The following is a 16,210-nucleotide window of genomic DNA, read 5'->3' as shown; positions in this document are numbered from 1 at the left end:
CAATCGAACGTTTCTTCCAGCGGGACCCTGTTCACCGAGCCCGTGCTCGTGGTGAACCAGAAGGCCAAGCTCATCGAGCTGACCAACGAGTACAAGGTCATGGACCAGAACGGCCGTGACCTCGGTGCGGTGGTCGAGGTCGGGCAGGGCGTGCTCCGCAAGATCCTGCGCTTCGTATCGAGCTGGGACCAGTTCCTCACGCACCGCCTGGAGATCCGGGACACCCAGGGGCAGCCGCAGTTGCTGCTCACCCGCCCCGCGAAGATCTTCAAGTCGCGGGTCCTGGTGGCCCGTCCGGACGGCTCGCCGGTCGGTGAGATCGCCCAGCAGAACATGATCGGGAAGATCAACTTCGCCATGAACGTGGACGGCCGTCAGGTCGGCGCGATCAAGGCGGAGAACTGGCGGGCCTGGAACTTCGCCATCGTGGACCACGAGGGCACCGAGATCGCCCGGATCACCAAGACCTGGGAAGGTCTGGCCAAGACGCTGTTCACCACGGCGGACAACTACGTCCTCCAGATCCACCGCCCGCTGTCCGAGCCGCTGCGGAGCCTCGTCGTGGCGACGGCGCTCACCGTGGACACCGCGCTGAAGCAGGACTCGCGCGGCCTGGGCTGACGGGACCGTACATGAGCGAAGAGGGCGGCCGGCGCGTCACGCGCCGGCCGCCCTTTCGTCACGTCTACAGCCGTGTCAGCCGCCGTGGCCTCGACCGCCGCCGGGTCAGCCTCGGCTCCCGGGTCGCCGTGCCCGGTTCCAGTGCCAGCACCGCCGCCACCGGGTGCTCCTCGTCGTCCGGTCCCGGCGCGGGCGGCGGTACGGGTGCGGTGGCCGGGGTCGCGCGGGCCAGCAGGACCACGCCCCGGGCCGCCAGGCCCGCCCCGGCGAGGGCCAGCAGGATGCCGACGGCACCGCCGTTGAGGCCCTGGCCGAGCAGGGTCAGGCCGATGACCGAGGCCGCCAGCGGGTTGGCCAGGGTGACCACCGCGAGCGGGGCGCCGAGGCCGCCCCGATAGGCCGTCTGCGACAGCAGCAGCCCGCCGGTGGCGAACGCGGCCACGAGCACCGCGACCACGATCACCAGCGGGCTCAGCGCCGGTCCGGTGCCGTCGGTGGCCGCCACCGTCGCGGTCTGGGTGAGCGCGGAGGCGACACCCGAGGCGAACCCGGACGCGGTCGCGTGCCTCAGGCCCGGCCGGGTGCCGGGACGGCTCAGGGTGCCGATCACGGCGATGGTCGTCGCGGCGACCGCCAGCGCCGAGGGCAGGCTCAGCGCCCGCTCGGGCGCCGGACCGGAGGCCGCCATCAGCAGCGCGCCGAGACCGAGCAGCGTCAGCGCCGTACCGCGCCACTCCAGGGCGGTGACCCGGCGTCCGGCCGCCCGCGCGCCGAGCGGCACCGCCGCGACCAGGGTCAGGGCGCCGAGCGGCTGGACCACGGTGAGCGGGCCGTACCGCAGGGCGACGACGTGCAGCAGGGCGGCGCCCGCGTTCAGGCCGACCGCCGACCACCAGGCGCCGGTGCTCAGCATCCGCAGCAGGCCCGCGCCCAGGTTCCGGGAGGCGAGGCGCTCCTGCGCGACGGCCGCGGAGGCGTAGGCGACCGCCGAGATCAGGGACAGGCCGACGGCGACCAGCAGCGCGCCGCTCATCGGGCCGGCCCCGCGAGCGCGGTGTCCTGCGGGAGGAGCCGGAACCGGGCGGGACCCGCGCTCCCCGGTCCCGCCGTGCGGTGCGGGGAGGGGATCAGGGCCAGCGCGGTGACCAGCAGGGCCGTCGCCACGATCGAGTCCAGCCAGTAGTGGTTCGCGGTGCCCACGATCACCGTCAGGGTGACCAGCGGGTGCAGCAGCCACAGCCAGCGCCAGCGGGACCGGGTGGCGGCGATCAGGCCGACGGCCACCATCAGCGCCCAGCCGAAGTGCAGCGAGGGCATCGCGGCGAACTGGTTGGAGAGGTGGTCGCTGGCGGGCGGCCCGTACACCGAGGGCCCGTATATCCGGGCCGTGTCCAGCAGACCGGTGCCGCTCAGCATTCTGGGCGGGGCCAGCGGGAAGGTGAAGGTCAGCACCAGCGCCGCGCTCGTCACCAGCGCCAGGACCCGGCGGGCCCAGACGTAGTGGGCGGGGCGGCGCAGATACAGCCAGACCAGGAAGGCGACGGTGGCCGGGAAGTGGACGGTGGCGTAGTAGGTGTTCGCCAGGTGGACCAGGGTGTCGCCGTGCAGCAGCGCCGACTGGACGTCCGCCTCGGACGGCAGATGGACGGCGCGCTCCAGGTGCCAGACCCGGTGGGCGTCGCGGAAGGCGTCCGAGGTGTGGCCGACGGCGATTCGCCGTCCGAGCTTGTAGACCAAGAAGAGCCCCGCGACGAGCAGGAACTCCCGCAGAAGCGGTGGCCGGACCGTTGAGGCCGGTTCCGCCCCGGCGGGCTCGGATCGGGCGTTCATCCCCCGGCCCCCTTCACTGACGGTGGTGCGTGCTGGGTCCGGACGGCTTCCGAACTCAGCGATACGTTTCCGTACCGATACGCCAGTGTACCGATACGGTCGAGTACCGGTACACTGGCGTATCGGTACAGTGCGACACACTGGGATCGGGCAGCACACGCCGGGGACGAGTGAGGGGAAGCCAGGTATGACGTCGTCGCAGGCCGCGGACGAACCGGAGACGGTCGTCGCCTCGCGCCGCTCCAAGCTCACGCCCGAGCGCGAGCAGGAGTTCTTCGACGCCGTACTCGACCAGATCCGCCGCTGCGGCTACGAGTCCGTCACGATGGAGGGCGTCGCCGCCACCACCCGGTGCAGCAAATCCACGCTCTACCGGCAGTGGAAGACCAAGCCCCAGTTCGTGGCGGCCGCGCTGCGCGCCAACCGGCGGGTGCGGTTCGCCGGGGTCGACACCGGCTCGCTCGCCCAGGACCTGCTGCAGGCCGCGCGGGCCGCGGGGGACTGGTCGGGCAAGGACACCCGGCTGCTCCAGGCCCTGGGGCACGCCGTCACCGACGACCGGGAACTGGCCGACGCGCTGCGCGAGGCGCTGGTGCACCCGGAGATCGCCGCGCTCCAGGAGATGCTGGAGCGGGGCGTGGCGCGGGGTGAGGTCCCGGCGGGCCACCCCGCGCTGGAGTACGTACCGGCGATGATGTTCGGCGTCCTGCGCGTGCGCCCCGTGCTGTGCGGGCAGTATGCCGACGCCGACTACCTGGTCGGGTTGGTGGAGGCCGTCGTGCTTCCCGCGCTCGGCTTGACGAAGAACCCGGCCGGCCAGGCCGGTACAGACCCCAGGCCGCCGTTCACGGGATGACTGAACGGTGACCTGGACGCGCCGCACCGTGGGGACGGGGGCGGCGCACGCCCAGGCCGGGCGGGGTTCCCCTTGAGCGGAGGGGGATTCCGCCCGGCCCGGACTTCTTCTGCGGACTTCTGCGGACTGCTGAAGGGGGCCGGGCTCAGATGTCCTGGCCGGGGCCCCCGCCGGACGACACCTTGATGCCCTTGAGTATCTCGTCCATCACCCCCGTGGACTGCCCCACGTCCAGCCCGAAGCGCACCACCAGCATGCGGCTCGGATCGGCGGGCGCGGGGAACGCGGCCGACTCCACATAACCGTCGGCGCCCTCCTTGGTGACCGCCTTCCAGCGCACCAGGTACCCCTTCTGCCCGGCCACCGTCACCGCCCGCGACGCCAGCACCTGGTGCGAGGTGATGCCGCCGTAGGAGTTCCCGCCGTACGACTCCTCGGCGTTGGCCGCGACATCGGCCTTGGCGACCGCCTCGGCGGTGTCACCGCGCGTGCCCAGCGCGCGGGCCGGCGCCGAGTACGCGCCGCCCGCCGTGCAGTTCTTGGAGGTGTCGCCGGGACACTTGTAGGACTTGTCCGAGGTCACCTGCGCGCCGATGGCGAACGCCTGGCCGGTCCAGCCCTCGGGCACCGGCAGGCTGATCCCGTTCACCGGGTCCGGCAGCGTCCCGCCGCCGCGCACCTTCGGCGCGGCCGACCGGTCGGGGGACGGCGACTCCCGCGGGTCGCCCGGCCCCTCCTGGCGGCGCTCCTGCCCCTGCCGGGGGCGCGAGTCGGCGCGGTCGCCCCCGCCGGGGTCCTTGGCCAGCGCGTACACCCCGACCCCGACGCACGCCAGCACCGCGGCCGCCGCCGCGACGGCTATGCCGGTGCGCACCCCGCGCCGGTTCCCGGCCGGGGGGTGCGCGGAGTACCCGGCGTGGGCGTACGGGGGATGGGCGGGCAGCGGATAAGCGGGCGGCGGAGCGGCCTGGGCCGTCCCGGCCGGACGGACCTGGGCCGTCCAGGCGTTGCCGTCCCACCAGCGCTCGGTGGGCGGTGCGTCGTGCGTCTGTCCGGGGTCGGGATACCAGCCGGGAGGAGTCACCTGCGTCATGGGCATACCGTATGAGGAGTCGGTGAAAGCCGGATGAGAGCACCCGCCGACGGGCCGCCCCGAAGACCCGTACCGATTCACAGGTTTATCCGATTCCCGGTCAATAAGTGCTGCGCAAAACAGAGTTGACGCACTCCGGGGCACAAACCGGCCGGTCGGGAGGGGTGTTCGTCAGCCGGGCCGGGGCCCGGCTCACCCGGCGGGGCAAGACCTGCCCGGAGCAGGCGCCAATGGCCCGTTCGGGCGGCTACGCTCGTTCTTCGTACGCCGTTCGGACTACCTGGGGAGGTAACGGGATGACGGAGGAGCGGCCACAGGCGGTCGCCTCGGGCTACCTGTGGGAGCGGGAAGCGGAGATCGCCACCGTCACCGAGGCGATCGAGCTGCTGTGCGCCGACCGGACGTCCGCCGGCAGCCTCCTCCTCTTCCGCGGCGAGGCCGGACTCGGCAAGACCGCCCTGCTCGCCGAGATACGCCGCATCGCCGAACGCCGGGGCTGCGTGGTCTGGTCGGCCCGTGCGGGCGAGACCCTCAAGTCCGTCCCGTTCCACGTCCTGCGCCAGCTCCTCCAGCCCGCGCTCGCCACCCTCACCCCGGACGAGGCCCGCGACCACCTCGGCTCCTGGTACGACATCTCCGGCCCCGCCCTCGGCATCCTGGAGCCCGGCGAGGGCAGCCCCGACCCGAGCTACGTGTGCGACGGACTCGTGTACGCGGTGAGCCGCCTCGCCTCCCAGACCTATCCGCTGGTCCTCCTGGTCGACGACGCCCACTGGGCCGACCTGGAGACGCTGCGCTGGCTCGCCGCGTTCGCCCAGCGCCTGGCCGACCTGCCCGTCCTCGTGGTGGTCGCCCGCAGGCCCGGCGAGGCCCACGGCGAGAGCGCCCGCCTGCTGGACGAGATCGCCGCCGCGGGCCGTCCGGTCAGCAACCTCAGCGCGCTCACCCCGCAGGCCACGGCCGGACTCACCCGCGCCACCGTCGGCCCGCAGGCTGACGACCCGTTCTGCCGCGAGGTCTGGGCCGTCACCGGCGGCAACGCCTACGACACCGTGGAACTCCTCGCCAAGGTCCGCGACCGCGAACTCCAGCCCAGCGAGGACCGCGCCGCCGAACTGCGCGACCTCAACCGCTCCGCGCGCGGCGGCGGCCTCGTCAGCCGGCTGCGGGAACTCGGCGTCGAGCCCACCAAGTTCGCCTGGGCGGCCGCCATCCTCGGCACCGGCAGCCCGGTCGGCCTCGTCGCCCGGCTCGCCATGCTGGACGCCGGCACCGCCGCCCGCTGCGCCGAACTGCTCTGCGGCGCCCGTATCCTCGCCGAGGTCGCCCCCGACCCGGGCGCACCCCAACCCCAGGACGTCACGCTGGAGTTCGTGCACCCGCTGATCGCCTCCGCCGTCTACGACTCCATCACGGACGCGATGCGCACCGCCATGCACGGCATCGCCGCGAACATCGTCACCGAGACCGGCCGCAGCGCCGCCGAGGCCGCCCGGCATCTGCTCAAGGTGCACCCCGAGGGCGACGAGAGCCTGGTCGAGCAACTGCGCGAGGCCGCCCGCGAACACCTCGCCGTCGGCGCCCCCGACGCCGCCTGCGCCTGCCTCGAACGCGCCCTGAAAGAACCCCCGTTGCCCGAGGTGCGGGCCCAGGTGCTGTACGAACTCGGCCGCGCCCGGCTGCTGTCGGCACCCGCGCTCACCATCGAGCACCTGCGGGACGCGCTGGCCGTCCCCGGACTCGACAGCGCCCAGCGCGTGGACGCCTCCATCCGGCTCTCCCAAGCCCTGCTGCACAACGACCAGTTGGAGGAGGCCGTCCGCACCGTGGAGGCCGAGGCCAACCGGCACGCGCCGGGCCCGGTGCGGATGCGGCTCCAGGCCGTGCAGTTCACCTGGGAGGCCGTGCACGGCGAGACCGTCTCCCCGGAACGCTCCCGGCGCCTGGCCGAACTCGCCGCCACCTGCACCGGGCGCGACAACTCCGAGCGCGCCCTGCTGATCCTGCGCGGCTTCGACGCCATGACCCACGGCGAGAACGCCGAGCAGGTGGTCGAGCTGTGCGACCGCGCCCTGGTCAACGGCCGCCTCGCACCCGGCCTCGGCTGGACCGACGACGAGTGGGGCGTCGAGCTGCTCATGATGCTCGGCAGCGCCTACGCCCACACCGACCGGCTCGACCGCGCCGAGAGCCTCTTCTCCGAGGCCCTGCGCGCCTACACCCGGGCCGGCTGGCACGGCGGCCACCTCTCCCTGGCCAACGCCTACCTCGGCCTCGCCTACCGCAGGCAGGGCAAGCTCCAGGACGCCGAGACCGCGCTGCGCGAGGCGCTCCGGCTGGCCGAGCGGGTCGGCCGGGGCCTGCCGCTGTACTGGTCGGCGACCTGCGGACTCGTCGACATCCTGCTCGCCCGCGGCCATGTCGCCCAGGCGTGGAGCGTCGCCGAGCAGTACGGCTTCGCCCCGCCCTACCCGTCCACCATCGTGCTGCCCGACATCCGTTCCGTACGCGGACGGCTGCTGCTCGCCGTGGGCCGCACCGAGGAGGGCATCAACGAACTGGAGGCCGCCGAGAAGGCCGCCGCCTCGCGGGGCGGCCACAACCCGGTGCTCGCGCCCTGGGCCGTCGACCTGGCCCGCGCCCTCGCCCCGCACGACCCGGAACGGGCCCGCGCGCTCCTGACCGACGCCCGCCGCCAGGCCGAGCGGTTCGGCACCGACACCGCCATAGGAGAAGCCCTGCGCTGCGCCGCCGCCCTGGAGACCGGCCCCCGCGCGGAACGCCTCGCCGCCAAGGCCGTCGCCTATCTGGAGGCGTCGCCCTGCCAGTACGAGCACGCCGCCGCCCGCGTCGAACACGGCATCCTCGCCCGCTCCCGTACCGAGCTCACCCGAGGTCTCGACCTGGCCCAGGCGTGCGGCGCCGACGGACTCGTGGCCCGCGCGAGCGGAGCGCTGGAGCACCTCGGCGGCTGAACCCGGCTCACGCCTCCGGCGCACCCCCCAGGATCTCCGCCAGGTCGTAGCGCACCGGCTCCTCCAACTGGGCGAACGTACAGCTCTCCGGGGTGCGGTCCGGGCGCCAGCGGCGGAAGCGGGCGGTGTGCCGGAAGCGGCGGCCGTTCTCCATGTGGTCGTACGCCACCTCCGCGACCTTCTCCGGGCGCAGCGGCACCCAGGACAGGTCCTTCTTGCCCGACCAGCGGCTCGGCGCCCCCGGCAGCCGGGCCGTCTCGTGTGCCGCCTCCTCCGCCCAGCGCGCCCACGGATGCCCGCCGACGTCGTCCATCCTGAGCGGCGCCAGCTCCTCCACCAGCTCCGCGCGCCGCTTCATCGTGAACGCCGCCGCGACGCCCACGTGCTGGAGCGCGCCCTCGGCGTCGTACAGCCCGAGCAGCAGCGAGCCCACCACCGGGCCGCTCTTGTGCAGGCGGTACCCGGCGACCACCACGTCCGCCGTCCGCTCGTGCTTGACCTTGAACATGGCCCGCTCGTCCTGGAGGTACGGCACCGTCAGCGGCTTGGCCACCACCCCGTCCAGACCGGCGCCCTCGTACTGCTCGAACCAGCGGCGCGCCTCCTCCACGTCCGTCGTCGCGGGCGCCAGATGCACCGGCGGGCTCACCCCGGCCAGCGCCCGGTCCAGCAGCGCCCGCCGGTCGGTCAGGGGGACGTCCAGCAGGGAGTGGTCGTCCAGCGCCAGCAGGTCGAAGGCGACGAAGGACGCCGGGGTCCGCTCGGCCAGCGTCCGTACCCGCGAGTCCGCCGGATGGATGCGCTCGGTCAGCGCGTCGAAGTCCAGATGGCCGTCCCGCGCGATCACGATCTCCCCGTCCACCACGCACCGCGCCGGCAACCGTTCCTTCAGCGCCGCCACCAGTTCGGGGAAGTACCTGGTCAGCGGCTTGCCGGTACGGCTGCCCAGCTCGACCTCGTCGCCGTCGCGGAACACGATCGCCCGGAAGCCGTCCCACTTCGCCTCGTAGTGCATGCCCGGCGGGATCTTCGCCACCGCCTTGGCGAGCATCGGCTTCACGGGCGGCATCACCGGCAGGTCCATACGCCGATTCTGCGCGCCCCCACCCGCCGCCGCCCGGTGTGCGGGCCGCGCGGGGTACGCCTACGGTGGCCGCATGGGCGATGCGGTGGAACTTCAGGTGGGCGGCCGGACCGTACGGCTGACCCACCCGGAGCGGGTGTTCTTCCCCGCGCACGGCTACACCAAGCTCGACATCGCCCAGTACTACGCGGCGGTCGGCCCCGGCGTGCTGCGTGCCCTGCGGGACCGCCCCACCACCCTCCAGCGCTACCCGGAGGGTCTTGAGGGGGAGTGGTTCTACCAGAAGCGCGCGCCGAAGAACATGCCGTCCTGGATTCCCACCGCCCACATCACCTTCCCCAGCGGCCGCAGCGCCGACGAGATGTGCCCCACCGAGGAGGCGGCCGCGGTGTGGGCCGCCCAGTACGGCACGCTCACCTTCCACCCCTGGCCGGTCCGCCGCGACGACGTCGACCACCCCGACGAACTCCGCCTCGACCTCGACCCGCAGCCCGGCACCGGTTATGAGGACGCGGTCCGTGCCGCCTTCGAACTCCGGGCGATCCTGGAGGAGTTCGGCGGACTGCGCGGCTGGCCCAAGACCTCCGGCGGGCGCGGCCTGCACGTCTTCGTGCCCATTGAGCCCCGCTGGACCTTCACCCAGGTGCGGCGCGCGGCCATCGCCGTCGGCCGGGAACTGGCCCGCCGGATGCCGGAGCACGTGACGGTGAAGTGGTGGAAGGAGGAGCGGGGCGAGCGTATTTTCCTGGACTACAACCAGACCGCGAGAGACCGCACCATCGCCTCCGCCTACTCCGTGCGCCCGCTGCCCGACGCCACCGTCTCCGCGCCGCTGCGCTGGGACGAGGTCGCCGACGCCCGGCCGCGGGACTTCGACATCGTCACCATGCCACGCCGGTTCGCCGAACTCGGCGACGTGCACGCCGACATGGACGATCACCGCTACTCCCTCGACAGCCTCCTCGACCTGGCCCGCCGCGACGAGGCCGACCACGGCCTGGGCGACCTGCCGTACCCGCCGGAGTATCCGAAGATGCCGGGCGAACCCAAGCGGGTGCAGCCGAGCCGGGCCCGCAAGGACCAGGCCCCGTCCTGAGCCCCCAAGGGCGCCGGGCCCCGCGGCTATCCTGATCGCAGCCGCCGATGAGGAGCACCGAGTGACCGAGGCAGTGTCGCGTCCCACGCTGGAGGCAGTGGCCGCGCGGGCGGGGGTGTCCCGCGCCACCGTCTCGCGGGTCGTCAACGGCGGCGACGGCGTACGCGACTCGCTCGTCACCCGCGTCCGCCAAGCGGTCGACGAACTCGGTTACGTCCCCAACCAGGCCGCCCGCAGCCTGGTCACCAAGCGGCACGACGCCGTCGCGGTCGTCATCGCCGAACCCGGCACCCGCGTCTTCGCCGACCCCTTCTTCGCCGCCCAGTTGCGCGGCATCAGCAAGGAACTCACCGCCCACGACAACCAGTTGGTCCTGCTGCTCACCGAGGGCCGCGACGACCACGCCCGCGTCGCCCGCTACCTCGCCGGCGGCCATGTCGACGGCGCCCTGGTCTTCTCCCTCCACCTCGACGACCCGCTGCCGGGCCTGATCCGCGACGCGGGCGTCCGCACGGTCTTCGGCGGCCGCCCCGACTGGGACGACGGGGAGACCGGCGGCGCGGTGTACGTCGACAGCGACAACCGGGGCGGCGCCCGCGACGCGGTACGGCACCTGGCCGGCCTCGGCCGGACCCGGATCGCGCACATCACCGGCGCCCTGGATCAGACCTCCGCCGTGGACCGGCTGGAGGGCTACCGGGACGTGATGGGCGACGCGGACCCCGAGCTGGTCGTGGAGAGCGACTTCACCCCGGCCGGCGGCGAACACGCCATGCGCGAACTCCTCGCCCGCCGCCCCGACGTCGACGCCGTCTTCGCCGCCAACGACCTCACCGCCCTCGGCGCGCTGCGCGTCCTGCGCGCACACGGCCGCCGCGTCCCCGAGGACGTCGCGGTGATCGGCTTCGACGACATGGCCCCGGTGGCCGAACAGACCGACCCCCCGCTCACCACGGTCCGCCAGGACATAGAGGAGATGGGGCGCATCATGGCCCGCCTCCTGCTGGGCGGCGGACAGGCCGGGGGCGTCATCCTGCCGACCACGATCGTCCGCCGGGCGTCCGCCTAGGCTTCCTGCGCCGGGTCGCCCTTGATCACCGCGAACTCGTACCCGTGCGGGTCGGCGAGGCGGGCCAGACGGCCCACGCCCGGGACGCTGGTCGCGGGCAGGCGGACCGAGCCGCCCAGTTCCTCCGCGCGGGCCACCACGGCGTCGGTGTCGGCCGTGCCGAAGTAGGGGAGCCAGGCGGGGGCGGTGCCGGCGGGGCCCTCGAAGGTGGGGACGATGCCGCCGAACATGGCGTTCTCGTCGGCGCCGCCGGGGTAGAGCGAGGTGTAGCCACCGCCGGGGAAGTCGACGCCGAAGGTCTCCACGCCGAGGACCCGGTGGTAGAAGGCGGCGGCGGCCGCCACGTCGGGGGTGTGCAGCTCGACCCAGCAGAGCGCGCCCGGCTCGGTCGCCGCGTCCAGGCCCTCGACCGGGTCCGGCTGCCAGACGCGGAACGCGGCCCCGGCCCGGTCCTTCAGGCCCGCCACCCGGCCGAGTCCCAGCAGCTCCGTCGGCCAGAACACCACCGTGCCGTGGGCCACCCCGGCGGCCTCGGCGGTGCCCAGGGCGTCCGCGCAGCGGAAGTACACCGTCCAGCCCGCCCGGCCGCGCTCCGGGTCCAGGGCCATCGCCCCGGCGACCGTCCTGCCGTCGAGCTGGAGGAGGACGTAGCCGCCCGTCTCCGGCCCCGCGGGCGCGGGCTGCCAGCCGAAGAGGCCGCCGTAGAAGGCGAGGCTCGCCTCCAGATCGGGGGAGCCCAGGTCGATCCAGTTCGGAGCGCCGTCGGGGAAACGGGTGGTGAGCATGCGCGCCCTCCTCGGGTACCGGCCGTCCTTGGCACCGACGAGTCTGGCACCGGGCGGACAGGATCGCCCCGCGCGCCGCCGTGCGCGGGCGTGTCCGCCCGGAGGATCATCGGGACGGCCCACGCGACGCTTGTTGACACGGCGTTGATCAAACGTTTTTCGCCGCCCGGCACGATTCTGGCCATGCACATCGAGACGATCACACCGGCCGATTCCGCCTGGCAGGGCCAGGCCCTGTGCGCGCAGACGGGGGCGGACTTCTTCTTCCCCGAGCCCGGCAGTTCGGTGCGCGAGGCCAAACGGATCTGCGCCCTGTGCGAGATCCGCCCCGCCTGCCTCGACTACGCCCTCGCCCACGACGAACGCTTCGGCGTCTGGGGCGGCCTCTCCGAACGGGAGCGGCTCGCCCTGCGGCGCACGGCCCGCTGAGACACGGACCGCTGAGACACGGCCCGTAGAGCCTGCGGTCAGCCGGCCGCCCGCGCCGCCATGCGCGCCTTGCGGGCGGCGAGCCGCTCGTCGAACTTGGCCGCCTCGGAGTCCAGTCCGCCCATGTACACGCCCAGCTCCTCCTGGGCCTTGAGGCCCTCCGGGCCGAGGCCGTCGATCTCCATGACCTTCAGGAAGCGCAGCACCGGCTGGAGCACGTCGTCGTGGTGGATACGGAGGTTGTAGACCTCCCCTATGGCCATCTGCGCGGCCGCGCGCTCGAAGCCGGGGATGCCGTGGCCAGGCATGCGGAAGTCCACCACGACGTCCCGGACGGCCTGCATGGTCAGGTCGGGCGCGAGCTCGAACGCGGCCTTCAGCAGGTTCCGGTAGAAGACCATGTGCAGGTTCTCGTCGGTGGCGATGCGGGCCAGCATGCGGTCGCAGACCGGGTCGCCCGACTGGTGGCCGGTGTTGCGGTGCGAGATCCGGGTGGCCAGCTCCTGGAAGGCCACGTAGGCGACCGAGTGCAGCATCGAGTGCCGGTTGTCGGACTCGAAGCCCTCGCTCATGTGCGACATCCGGAACCGCTCCAGCGCGTCCGGGTCGACCGCGCGCGAGGCGAGCAGGTAGTCGCGCATGACGATGCCGTGCCGGCCCTCCTCGGCGGTCCAGCGGTGCACCCACGTGCCCCACGCGCCGTCCCGCCCGAAGAGCGAGGCGATCTCGTGGTGGTAGCTCGGCAGGTTGTCCTCGGTCAGCAGGTTGACGACCAGCGCGACCCGGCCGATCTCGGTGACCTTCGACTGCTCCTTGCCCCACGCCTCGCCGTCCTCGAAGAGACCGGGGAAGTTGCGGCCGTCGCTCCACGGCACGTACTCGTGCGGCATCCAGTCCTTGGCGACCTTCAGGTGCCGGTTCAGCTCGTTCTCGACCACTTCTTCCAGTGCGAACAGCAGCCGCGCGTCGGTCCAGGCGGACGGGCTGCCGAGGTGAGGGGAGGTGATCGTCACGGGGGTACTCCAAAAAACGGCCGAGCAGAAAAAGGGAGGTTCAGGGACATACCACCCATCCGGGCGGCGCCATGAACCTACGGCTTCGTAGCCTACGTGTCCGTAGGTTACGAAGCCGTAGGTTAAGGCTGGCGTAAGGAACCCGGCCAGGTCAGGCGCCTCGCCTAACCGATCTCCTCCCGCGTCGCGTCCCGCAACTCCCCGTCGGCCACCAGCAGCCAGCGGGTGATGCCGATCGAGTCCAGGAACGGCAAGTCGTGCCCGGCGACGATCAGCGCGCCCTCGTACGACTCCAGCGCCGAGGTCAACTGGCGCACGCTCGCCATGTCCAGGTTGTTGGTCGGCTCGTCCAGCAGCAGCAACTGCGGGGCCGGCTCGGCCAGCAGGAGCGCGGCCAGCGCGGCCCGGAAGCGTTCGCCGCCGGAGAGGGTGCCGGCCAACTGGTCGGCCCGCTTGCCCCGGAACAGGAAGCGGGCCAGACGGGCGCGGACCCGGTTGGGGGTGGCGCCCGGCGCGAACCGGGCCACGTTCTCCGCGACCGTCGCCCCCTCGTCCAGCACGTCCAGCCGCTGGGGCAGGAAACGCAGGGGCACATGGGCCTCGGCAAGACCGGTGACCGGGGACAGCTCACCGGCGATGGTCCGCAACAGGGTCGTCTTCCCGGCCCCGTTGCGCCCGACGAGCGCGATCCGCTCCGGCCCCCGCAGGTCCAACAGGCCGGGCACGCGCGGCCCGTGGACCGTCTCCAGCTTCTCCAGCGTAAGCACCTGCCGGCCCGGCGGCACGGCGGTGTACGGCAGGTCGACGCGGATCTCGTCGTCGTCCCGGACCGCCTCCACCGCCTCGTCCAGCCGCTCCCTGGCCTCCGCGAGCCGTTCCTCGTGCATGATGCGGTGCTTGCCCGCGGACTCCTGGGCGGCGCGTTTGCGGGCGCCCATGACGATCTTCGGCTCGCGCTTGGAGTCGTACATCTTCTGGCCGTACCGCTTGCGGCGGGCCAGCTTCATATGGGCGTCGGTGAGTTCCCGGCGCTGTTTGCGGACGTCGGCCTCCGCCGCGCGCACCGTGCGCTCGGCGGCCTCCTGCTCGACGGCGAGGGCCTCCTCGTAGGCGGAGTAGTTGCCGCCGTACCAGGCGACCTCGCCCGCGCGGAGGTCGGCGATCTGGTCGACCAGGTCCAGGAGTTCACGGTCGTGGCTGACCACGACGAGGACGCCGGGCCAGGAGGCCACGGCCGCGTACAGGCGGCGGCGGGCGTACAGGTCGAGGTTGTTGGTGGGCTCGTCCAGCAGCAGCACGTCGGGGCGGCGCAGCAGCAGCGCGGCCAGCCGGAGCAGCACCGACTCGCCGCCGGAGACCTCGCCGACCGTGCGGTCCAGGCCGATGTGGCCGAGGCCGAGTTCGCCGAGGGTGACCAGGGCGCGTTCCTCCACGTCCCAGTCCTCGTCGAGAGTCTCGAAGTGTTCCTCGGCGGCGTCGCCCGCCTCGATGGCGTGCAGCGCGGCCCGCTTGGCGGCGATACCGAGGGCCTCGTCGACGCGGAGGGCGGTGTCCAGGGTGACGTTCTGCGGGAGCAGGCCGATCTCGCCGGACACCCTGATCGTGCCGTCGGCCGGGACGAGCGCGCCGGAGAGCAGCTTCAGCAGGGTGGACTTGCCCGAGCCGTTGGCGCCGACCAGCCCGGTGCGGCCGGGGCCGAAGGAGATGTCGAGGCCGTCCAGGACGGGGGTGCCGTCCGGCCAGGCGAAGGTCAGGGAGGTGGCGGAGAGAGAAGACGCGGGTGATGACATACGGGCCTCACGGGTGCCGGGTGCGGTCTGGTCGGGGGAGCTGACGAGACACCGCGGGGCGGAAACCGGAAGCCTTGAGGCACTGGACCTGGGAACACTGGGCCCGGAGGGCCGAGAAAAAGGGGCCCTGTGCCTGAGGGACGGCTCGTACGCCGAGGTCGAACGCCACGCACACCTCACCGGTGTGAACGCGATGTCTCATGACCTCAGACGAGCAACGTCCTTCTCCTATCGACGGCAACAGAACTGCTGTACACGCTACGAACGGCCTCGAAGCCTGTCAACGCGATTAACGCGGGAGCCGGTCAGCCGGAGTCCCGCATCAGCTCGGCCAGCCCTTGGTCCAGGTCGAGCTGAAGGTGCTCCAGGCCCACCGGGACCAGCTCACCGGCCGCCCGCAGAAAGCGCCGGATCTCCCCGGAGCGCACATGCACCACGGCCGTGCCCTCCGGCGCGTGGAACTCCAGCACGGTCCGGTCGTAGCCGTACGGCCGCACCCGCACGTCCCCCTGGCCCTGCGGCTCGTGCAGCCCGGTGGCGAGCAGCTCGCGGGAGAAGGTCCAGCACACCTCCACGCCCGCCAGGGTGGCCGGGGCGGGGAAGGTCATCCGGACGGCGTAGGGGTCGCGCCGGTCGTAGTGCAGGGCGGCGGGAATGCTCGGCATGCGGGGCGCGGCGGCGACCAGACGCGCCTCCACGATTGCCTCGATCACGGTGGACAAAGCGTGTGCTCCCTCGGACGGCTGGACACTGCTCCTCGGCGGGGCGCGGCCCGACACCGGGAGAGACGACGGAAGCCTCCGTTCCGTGCACACCCCTGCGGAGTGACCTCGGTCACGGTTCCGGGGTGCGAAACGGGTCCGAATCCGGGTACTCGCTTCCCTACCGGACAGCCTGCGCAGGCCCGCAGGGCGACGAAGGGAGCGACCATGCCAGCCGGTTCCAGCCCCAAGCGTGAGCGGCAGTACGAGCACATCAAGGAGAGCGAGCTGGACCGGGGGGCGAGCCAGGACCGCGCCGAGGAGATCGCCGCGCGCACGGTCAACAAGGAGCGCGCCCGCACCGGTGAGTCCAGGACCGCCAGCCGTACCTCCACGCAGGACATGTCCTCCGGGGAGCGCGGCGGCCGGCGCTCCGGGAAGGGCTCGCAGGGCCCGACGTACGACCAGCTCTACAACGAGGCCAAGCAGCGCAACATCCACGGCCGCTCCGACATGAACAAGGAGCAGCTCCGGAGCGCGCTGGACAAGAAGAAGTGAGCCGCGGCCGGGTCAGCTCGCGCTCTGCCGGTACCGCGTCAGTTCGGGCGCCGTCTTCGTGGCGGTGAACTCGGTGACGCGGTACTCGCACACCCCGGCCGTGACGAACGGGTCCTGTGCGACGACCGCCTCGATCTCCGCCCGGCTGTCCCCGACGGCCAGGATCACCCCGCCGTCGCGCGGGTTCTTCCGGCCGGAGGCGAGGAAGAGCCCCTTGTCGTACTGCTCGTCCAGCCACGACACATGAGCACTCAGGGCGGCGTCGACGGCGTCGAGCGGGGCGGTGTACGTCAGCTCCAGTACGAACATG

Annotated in this window: 15 protein-coding genes and 1 pseudogene; 7 read left to right on the top strand and 9 right to left on the bottom strand. The window is 72.8% G+C overall.

Annotated features, from left to right (window positions below):
- Window positions 1-21 precede the first annotated feature (21 nt).
- Window positions 22-621, top strand: a pseudogene (locus ACZ3HQ_RS12735) (LURP-one-related/scramblase family protein); the annotation flags it as partial.
- Between the two features lie 64 nt (window positions 622-685).
- On the opposite strand, the gene ACZ3HQ_RS12730 reads toward ACZ3HQ_RS12735, so the two are convergent.
- Together ACZ3HQ_RS12730 and ACZ3HQ_RS12725 are read right to left on the bottom strand one after the other, a co-directional pair.
- A complete protein-coding gene (locus tag ACZ3HQ_RS12730; protein ID WP_467510129.1) occupies window positions 686-1,654 on the bottom strand; it encodes a DMT family protein in 969 nt (322 codons plus the stop codon).
- The gene (locus ACZ3HQ_RS12725) at window positions 1,651-2,451 is read right to left on the bottom strand and encodes a phosphatase PAP2 family protein (RefSeq protein ID WP_467510127.1); all 801 of its coding nucleotides are present in this window, start codon (window positions 2,449-2,451) and stop codon (window positions 1,651-1,653) included. The genes ACZ3HQ_RS12730 and ACZ3HQ_RS12725 overlap by 4 nt, the downstream gene beginning before the upstream one ends.
- A 187-nt stretch (window positions 2,452-2,638) precedes the next feature.
- On the opposite strand from ACZ3HQ_RS12725, the gene ACZ3HQ_RS12720 reads away from it, so the two are divergent.
- On the top strand, window positions 2,639-3,307 hold the full coding sequence (locus ACZ3HQ_RS12720; RefSeq protein ID WP_467510125.1) for a TetR/AcrR family transcriptional regulator: 669 nt from the start codon (window positions 2,639-2,641) through the stop codon (window positions 3,305-3,307).
- A gap of 145 nt (window positions 3,308-3,452) precedes the next feature.
- Here ACZ3HQ_RS12720 and ACZ3HQ_RS12715 read toward each other — a convergent pair whose 3' ends face one another.
- Window positions 3,453-4,400: a DUF2510 domain-containing protein gene (locus tag ACZ3HQ_RS12715; protein WP_467510123.1), complete on the bottom strand. Its 948-nt coding sequence runs from the start codon at window positions 4,398-4,400 to the stop codon at window positions 3,453-3,455.
- A gap of 296 nt (window positions 4,401-4,696) precedes the next feature.
- Here ACZ3HQ_RS12715 and ACZ3HQ_RS12710 point away from each other — a divergent pair, with 296 nt between their 5' ends.
- On the top strand, window positions 4,697-7,375 hold the full coding sequence (locus ACZ3HQ_RS12710; RefSeq protein ID WP_467510121.1) for an ATP-binding protein: 2,679 nt from the start codon (window positions 4,697-4,699) through the stop codon (window positions 7,373-7,375).
- Between the two features lie 7 nt (window positions 7,376-7,382).
- Here ACZ3HQ_RS12710 and ACZ3HQ_RS12705 read toward each other — a convergent pair whose 3' ends face one another.
- On the bottom strand, window positions 7,383-8,459 hold the full coding sequence (locus ACZ3HQ_RS12705) for an ATP-dependent DNA ligase (RefSeq protein WP_467510119.1): 1,077 nt from the start codon (window positions 8,457-8,459) through the stop codon (window positions 7,383-7,385).
- Between the two features lie 73 nt (window positions 8,460-8,532).
- Here ACZ3HQ_RS12705 and ligD point away from each other — a divergent pair, with 73 nt between their 5' ends.
- The gene (gene ligD / locus ACZ3HQ_RS12700) at window positions 8,533-9,555 is read left to right on the top strand and encodes a non-homologous end-joining DNA ligase (protein ID WP_467510117.1); all 1,023 of its coding nucleotides are present in this window, start codon (window positions 8,533-8,535) and stop codon (window positions 9,553-9,555) included.
- Window positions 9,556-9,616: 61 nt separating this feature from the next.
- The gene (locus ACZ3HQ_RS12695) at window positions 9,617-10,624 is read left to right on the top strand and encodes a LacI family DNA-binding transcriptional regulator (RefSeq protein WP_467510115.1); all 1,008 of its coding nucleotides are present in this window, start codon (window positions 9,617-9,619) and stop codon (window positions 10,622-10,624) included.
- Here ACZ3HQ_RS12695 and ACZ3HQ_RS12690 read toward each other — a convergent pair.
- A complete protein-coding gene (locus tag ACZ3HQ_RS12690) occupies window positions 10,621-11,409 on the bottom strand; it encodes a VOC family protein (RefSeq protein WP_467510113.1) in 789 nt (262 codons plus the stop codon). The two genes, ACZ3HQ_RS12695 and ACZ3HQ_RS12690, sit on opposite strands and share 4 nt — an antisense overlap.
- A gap of 183 nt (window positions 11,410-11,592) precedes the next feature.
- Here ACZ3HQ_RS12690 and ACZ3HQ_RS12685 point away from each other — a divergent pair, with 183 nt between their 5' ends.
- Window positions 11,593-11,838: a WhiB family transcriptional regulator gene (locus ACZ3HQ_RS12685; protein WP_135793865.1), complete on the top strand. Its 246-nt coding sequence runs from the start codon at window positions 11,593-11,595 to the stop codon at window positions 11,836-11,838.
- Window positions 11,839-11,876: 38 nt separating this feature from the next.
- Here ACZ3HQ_RS12685 and ACZ3HQ_RS12680 read toward each other — a convergent pair whose 3' ends face one another.
- The 3 genes from ACZ3HQ_RS12680 to ssgD all read right to left on the bottom strand — a co-directional run bounded on the left by ACZ3HQ_RS12680 (window position 11,877) and on the right by ssgD (window position 15,363).
- Window positions 11,877-12,851 (bottom strand): acyl-ACP desaturase, encoded by a 975-nt coding sequence (locus tag ACZ3HQ_RS12680; protein WP_467510111.1) that lies wholly within the window; start codon window positions 12,849-12,851, stop codon window positions 11,877-11,879.
- 164 nt (window positions 12,852-13,015) lie between these two features.
- The gene (locus tag ACZ3HQ_RS12675) at window positions 13,016-14,641 is read right to left on the bottom strand and encodes an ABC-F family ATP-binding cassette domain-containing protein (protein ID WP_467510109.1); all 1,626 of its coding nucleotides are present in this window, start codon (window positions 14,639-14,641) and stop codon (window positions 13,016-13,018) included.
- A 305-nt stretch (window positions 14,642-14,946) separates the two neighbouring features.
- On the bottom strand, window positions 14,947-15,363 hold the full coding sequence (ssgD, locus tag ACZ3HQ_RS12670) for a spore wall synthesis regulator SsgD (RefSeq protein ID WP_467510107.1): 417 nt from the start codon (window positions 15,361-15,363) through the stop codon (window positions 14,947-14,949).
- A gap of 207 nt (window positions 15,364-15,570) precedes the next feature.
- On the opposite strand from ssgD, the gene ACZ3HQ_RS12665 reads away from it, so the two are divergent.
- Window positions 15,571-15,900, top strand: coding sequence for a plasmid stabilization protein (locus ACZ3HQ_RS12665; protein WP_467510105.1), 330 nt, complete (start codon window positions 15,571-15,573; stop codon window positions 15,898-15,900).
- A gap of 12 nt (window positions 15,901-15,912) precedes the next feature.
- Here the strand turns inward: ACZ3HQ_RS12665 and ACZ3HQ_RS12660 are convergent, their stop codons facing one another.
- The gene (locus ACZ3HQ_RS12660; protein WP_467510103.1) at window positions 15,913-16,209 is read right to left on the bottom strand and encodes a YciI family protein; all 297 of its coding nucleotides are present in this window, start codon (window positions 16,207-16,209) and stop codon (window positions 15,913-15,915) included.
- Window position 16,210 lies beyond the last annotated feature (1 nt).

This window comes from Streptomyces sp. NPDC018263, from assembly GCF_055562575.1.
This window is presented reverse-complemented; position numbering and strand designations above follow the sequence as displayed.

What these genes read in the sequence shown, in the direction of transcription:
- ACZ3HQ_RS12665 (WP_467510105.1), top strand. Translation starts at nt 15,571, where the DNA reads ATGCCAGCCGGTTCCAGCCCCAAGCGTGAGCGGCAGTACGAGCACATC.
- ACZ3HQ_RS12690 (WP_467510113.1), bottom strand. Translation starts at nt 11,409, where the DNA reads ATGCTCACCACCCGTTTCCCCGACGGCGCTCCGAACTGGATCGACCTG.
- ACZ3HQ_RS12725 (WP_467510127.1), bottom strand. Translation starts at nt 2,451, where the DNA reads ATGAACGCCCGATCCGAGCCCGCCGGGGCGGAACCGGCCTCAACGGTC.
- ligD (WP_467510117.1), top strand. Translation starts at nt 8,533, where the DNA reads ATGGGCGATGCGGTGGAACTTCAGGTGGGCGGCCGGACCGTACGGCTG.
- ACZ3HQ_RS12730 (WP_467510129.1), bottom strand. Translation starts at nt 1,654, where the DNA reads ATGAGCGGCGCGCTGCTGGTCGCCGTCGGCCTGTCCCTGATCTCGGCG.
- ACZ3HQ_RS12710 (WP_467510121.1), top strand. Translation starts at nt 4,697, where the DNA reads ATGACGGAGGAGCGGCCACAGGCGGTCGCCTCGGGCTACCTGTGGGAG.
- ACZ3HQ_RS12715 (WP_467510123.1), bottom strand. Translation starts at nt 4,400, where the DNA reads ATGACGCAGGTGACTCCTCCCGGCTGGTATCCCGACCCCGGACAGACG.
- ACZ3HQ_RS12675 (WP_467510109.1), bottom strand. Translation starts at nt 14,641, where the DNA reads ATGTCATCACCCGCGTCTTCTCTCTCCGCCACCTCCCTGACCTTCGCC.
- ACZ3HQ_RS12660 (WP_467510103.1), bottom strand. Translation starts at nt 16,209, where the DNA reads ATGTTCGTACTGGAGCTGACGTACACCGCCCCGCTCGACGCCGTCGAC.
- ACZ3HQ_RS12685 (WP_135793865.1), top strand. Translation starts at nt 11,593, where the DNA reads ATGCACATCGAGACGATCACACCGGCCGATTCCGCCTGGCAGGGCCAG.
- ACZ3HQ_RS12720 (WP_467510125.1), top strand. Translation starts at nt 2,639, where the DNA reads ATGACGTCGTCGCAGGCCGCGGACGAACCGGAGACGGTCGTCGCCTCG.
- ACZ3HQ_RS12705 (WP_467510119.1), bottom strand. Translation starts at nt 8,459, where the DNA reads ATGGACCTGCCGGTGATGCCGCCCGTGAAGCCGATGCTCGCCAAGGCG.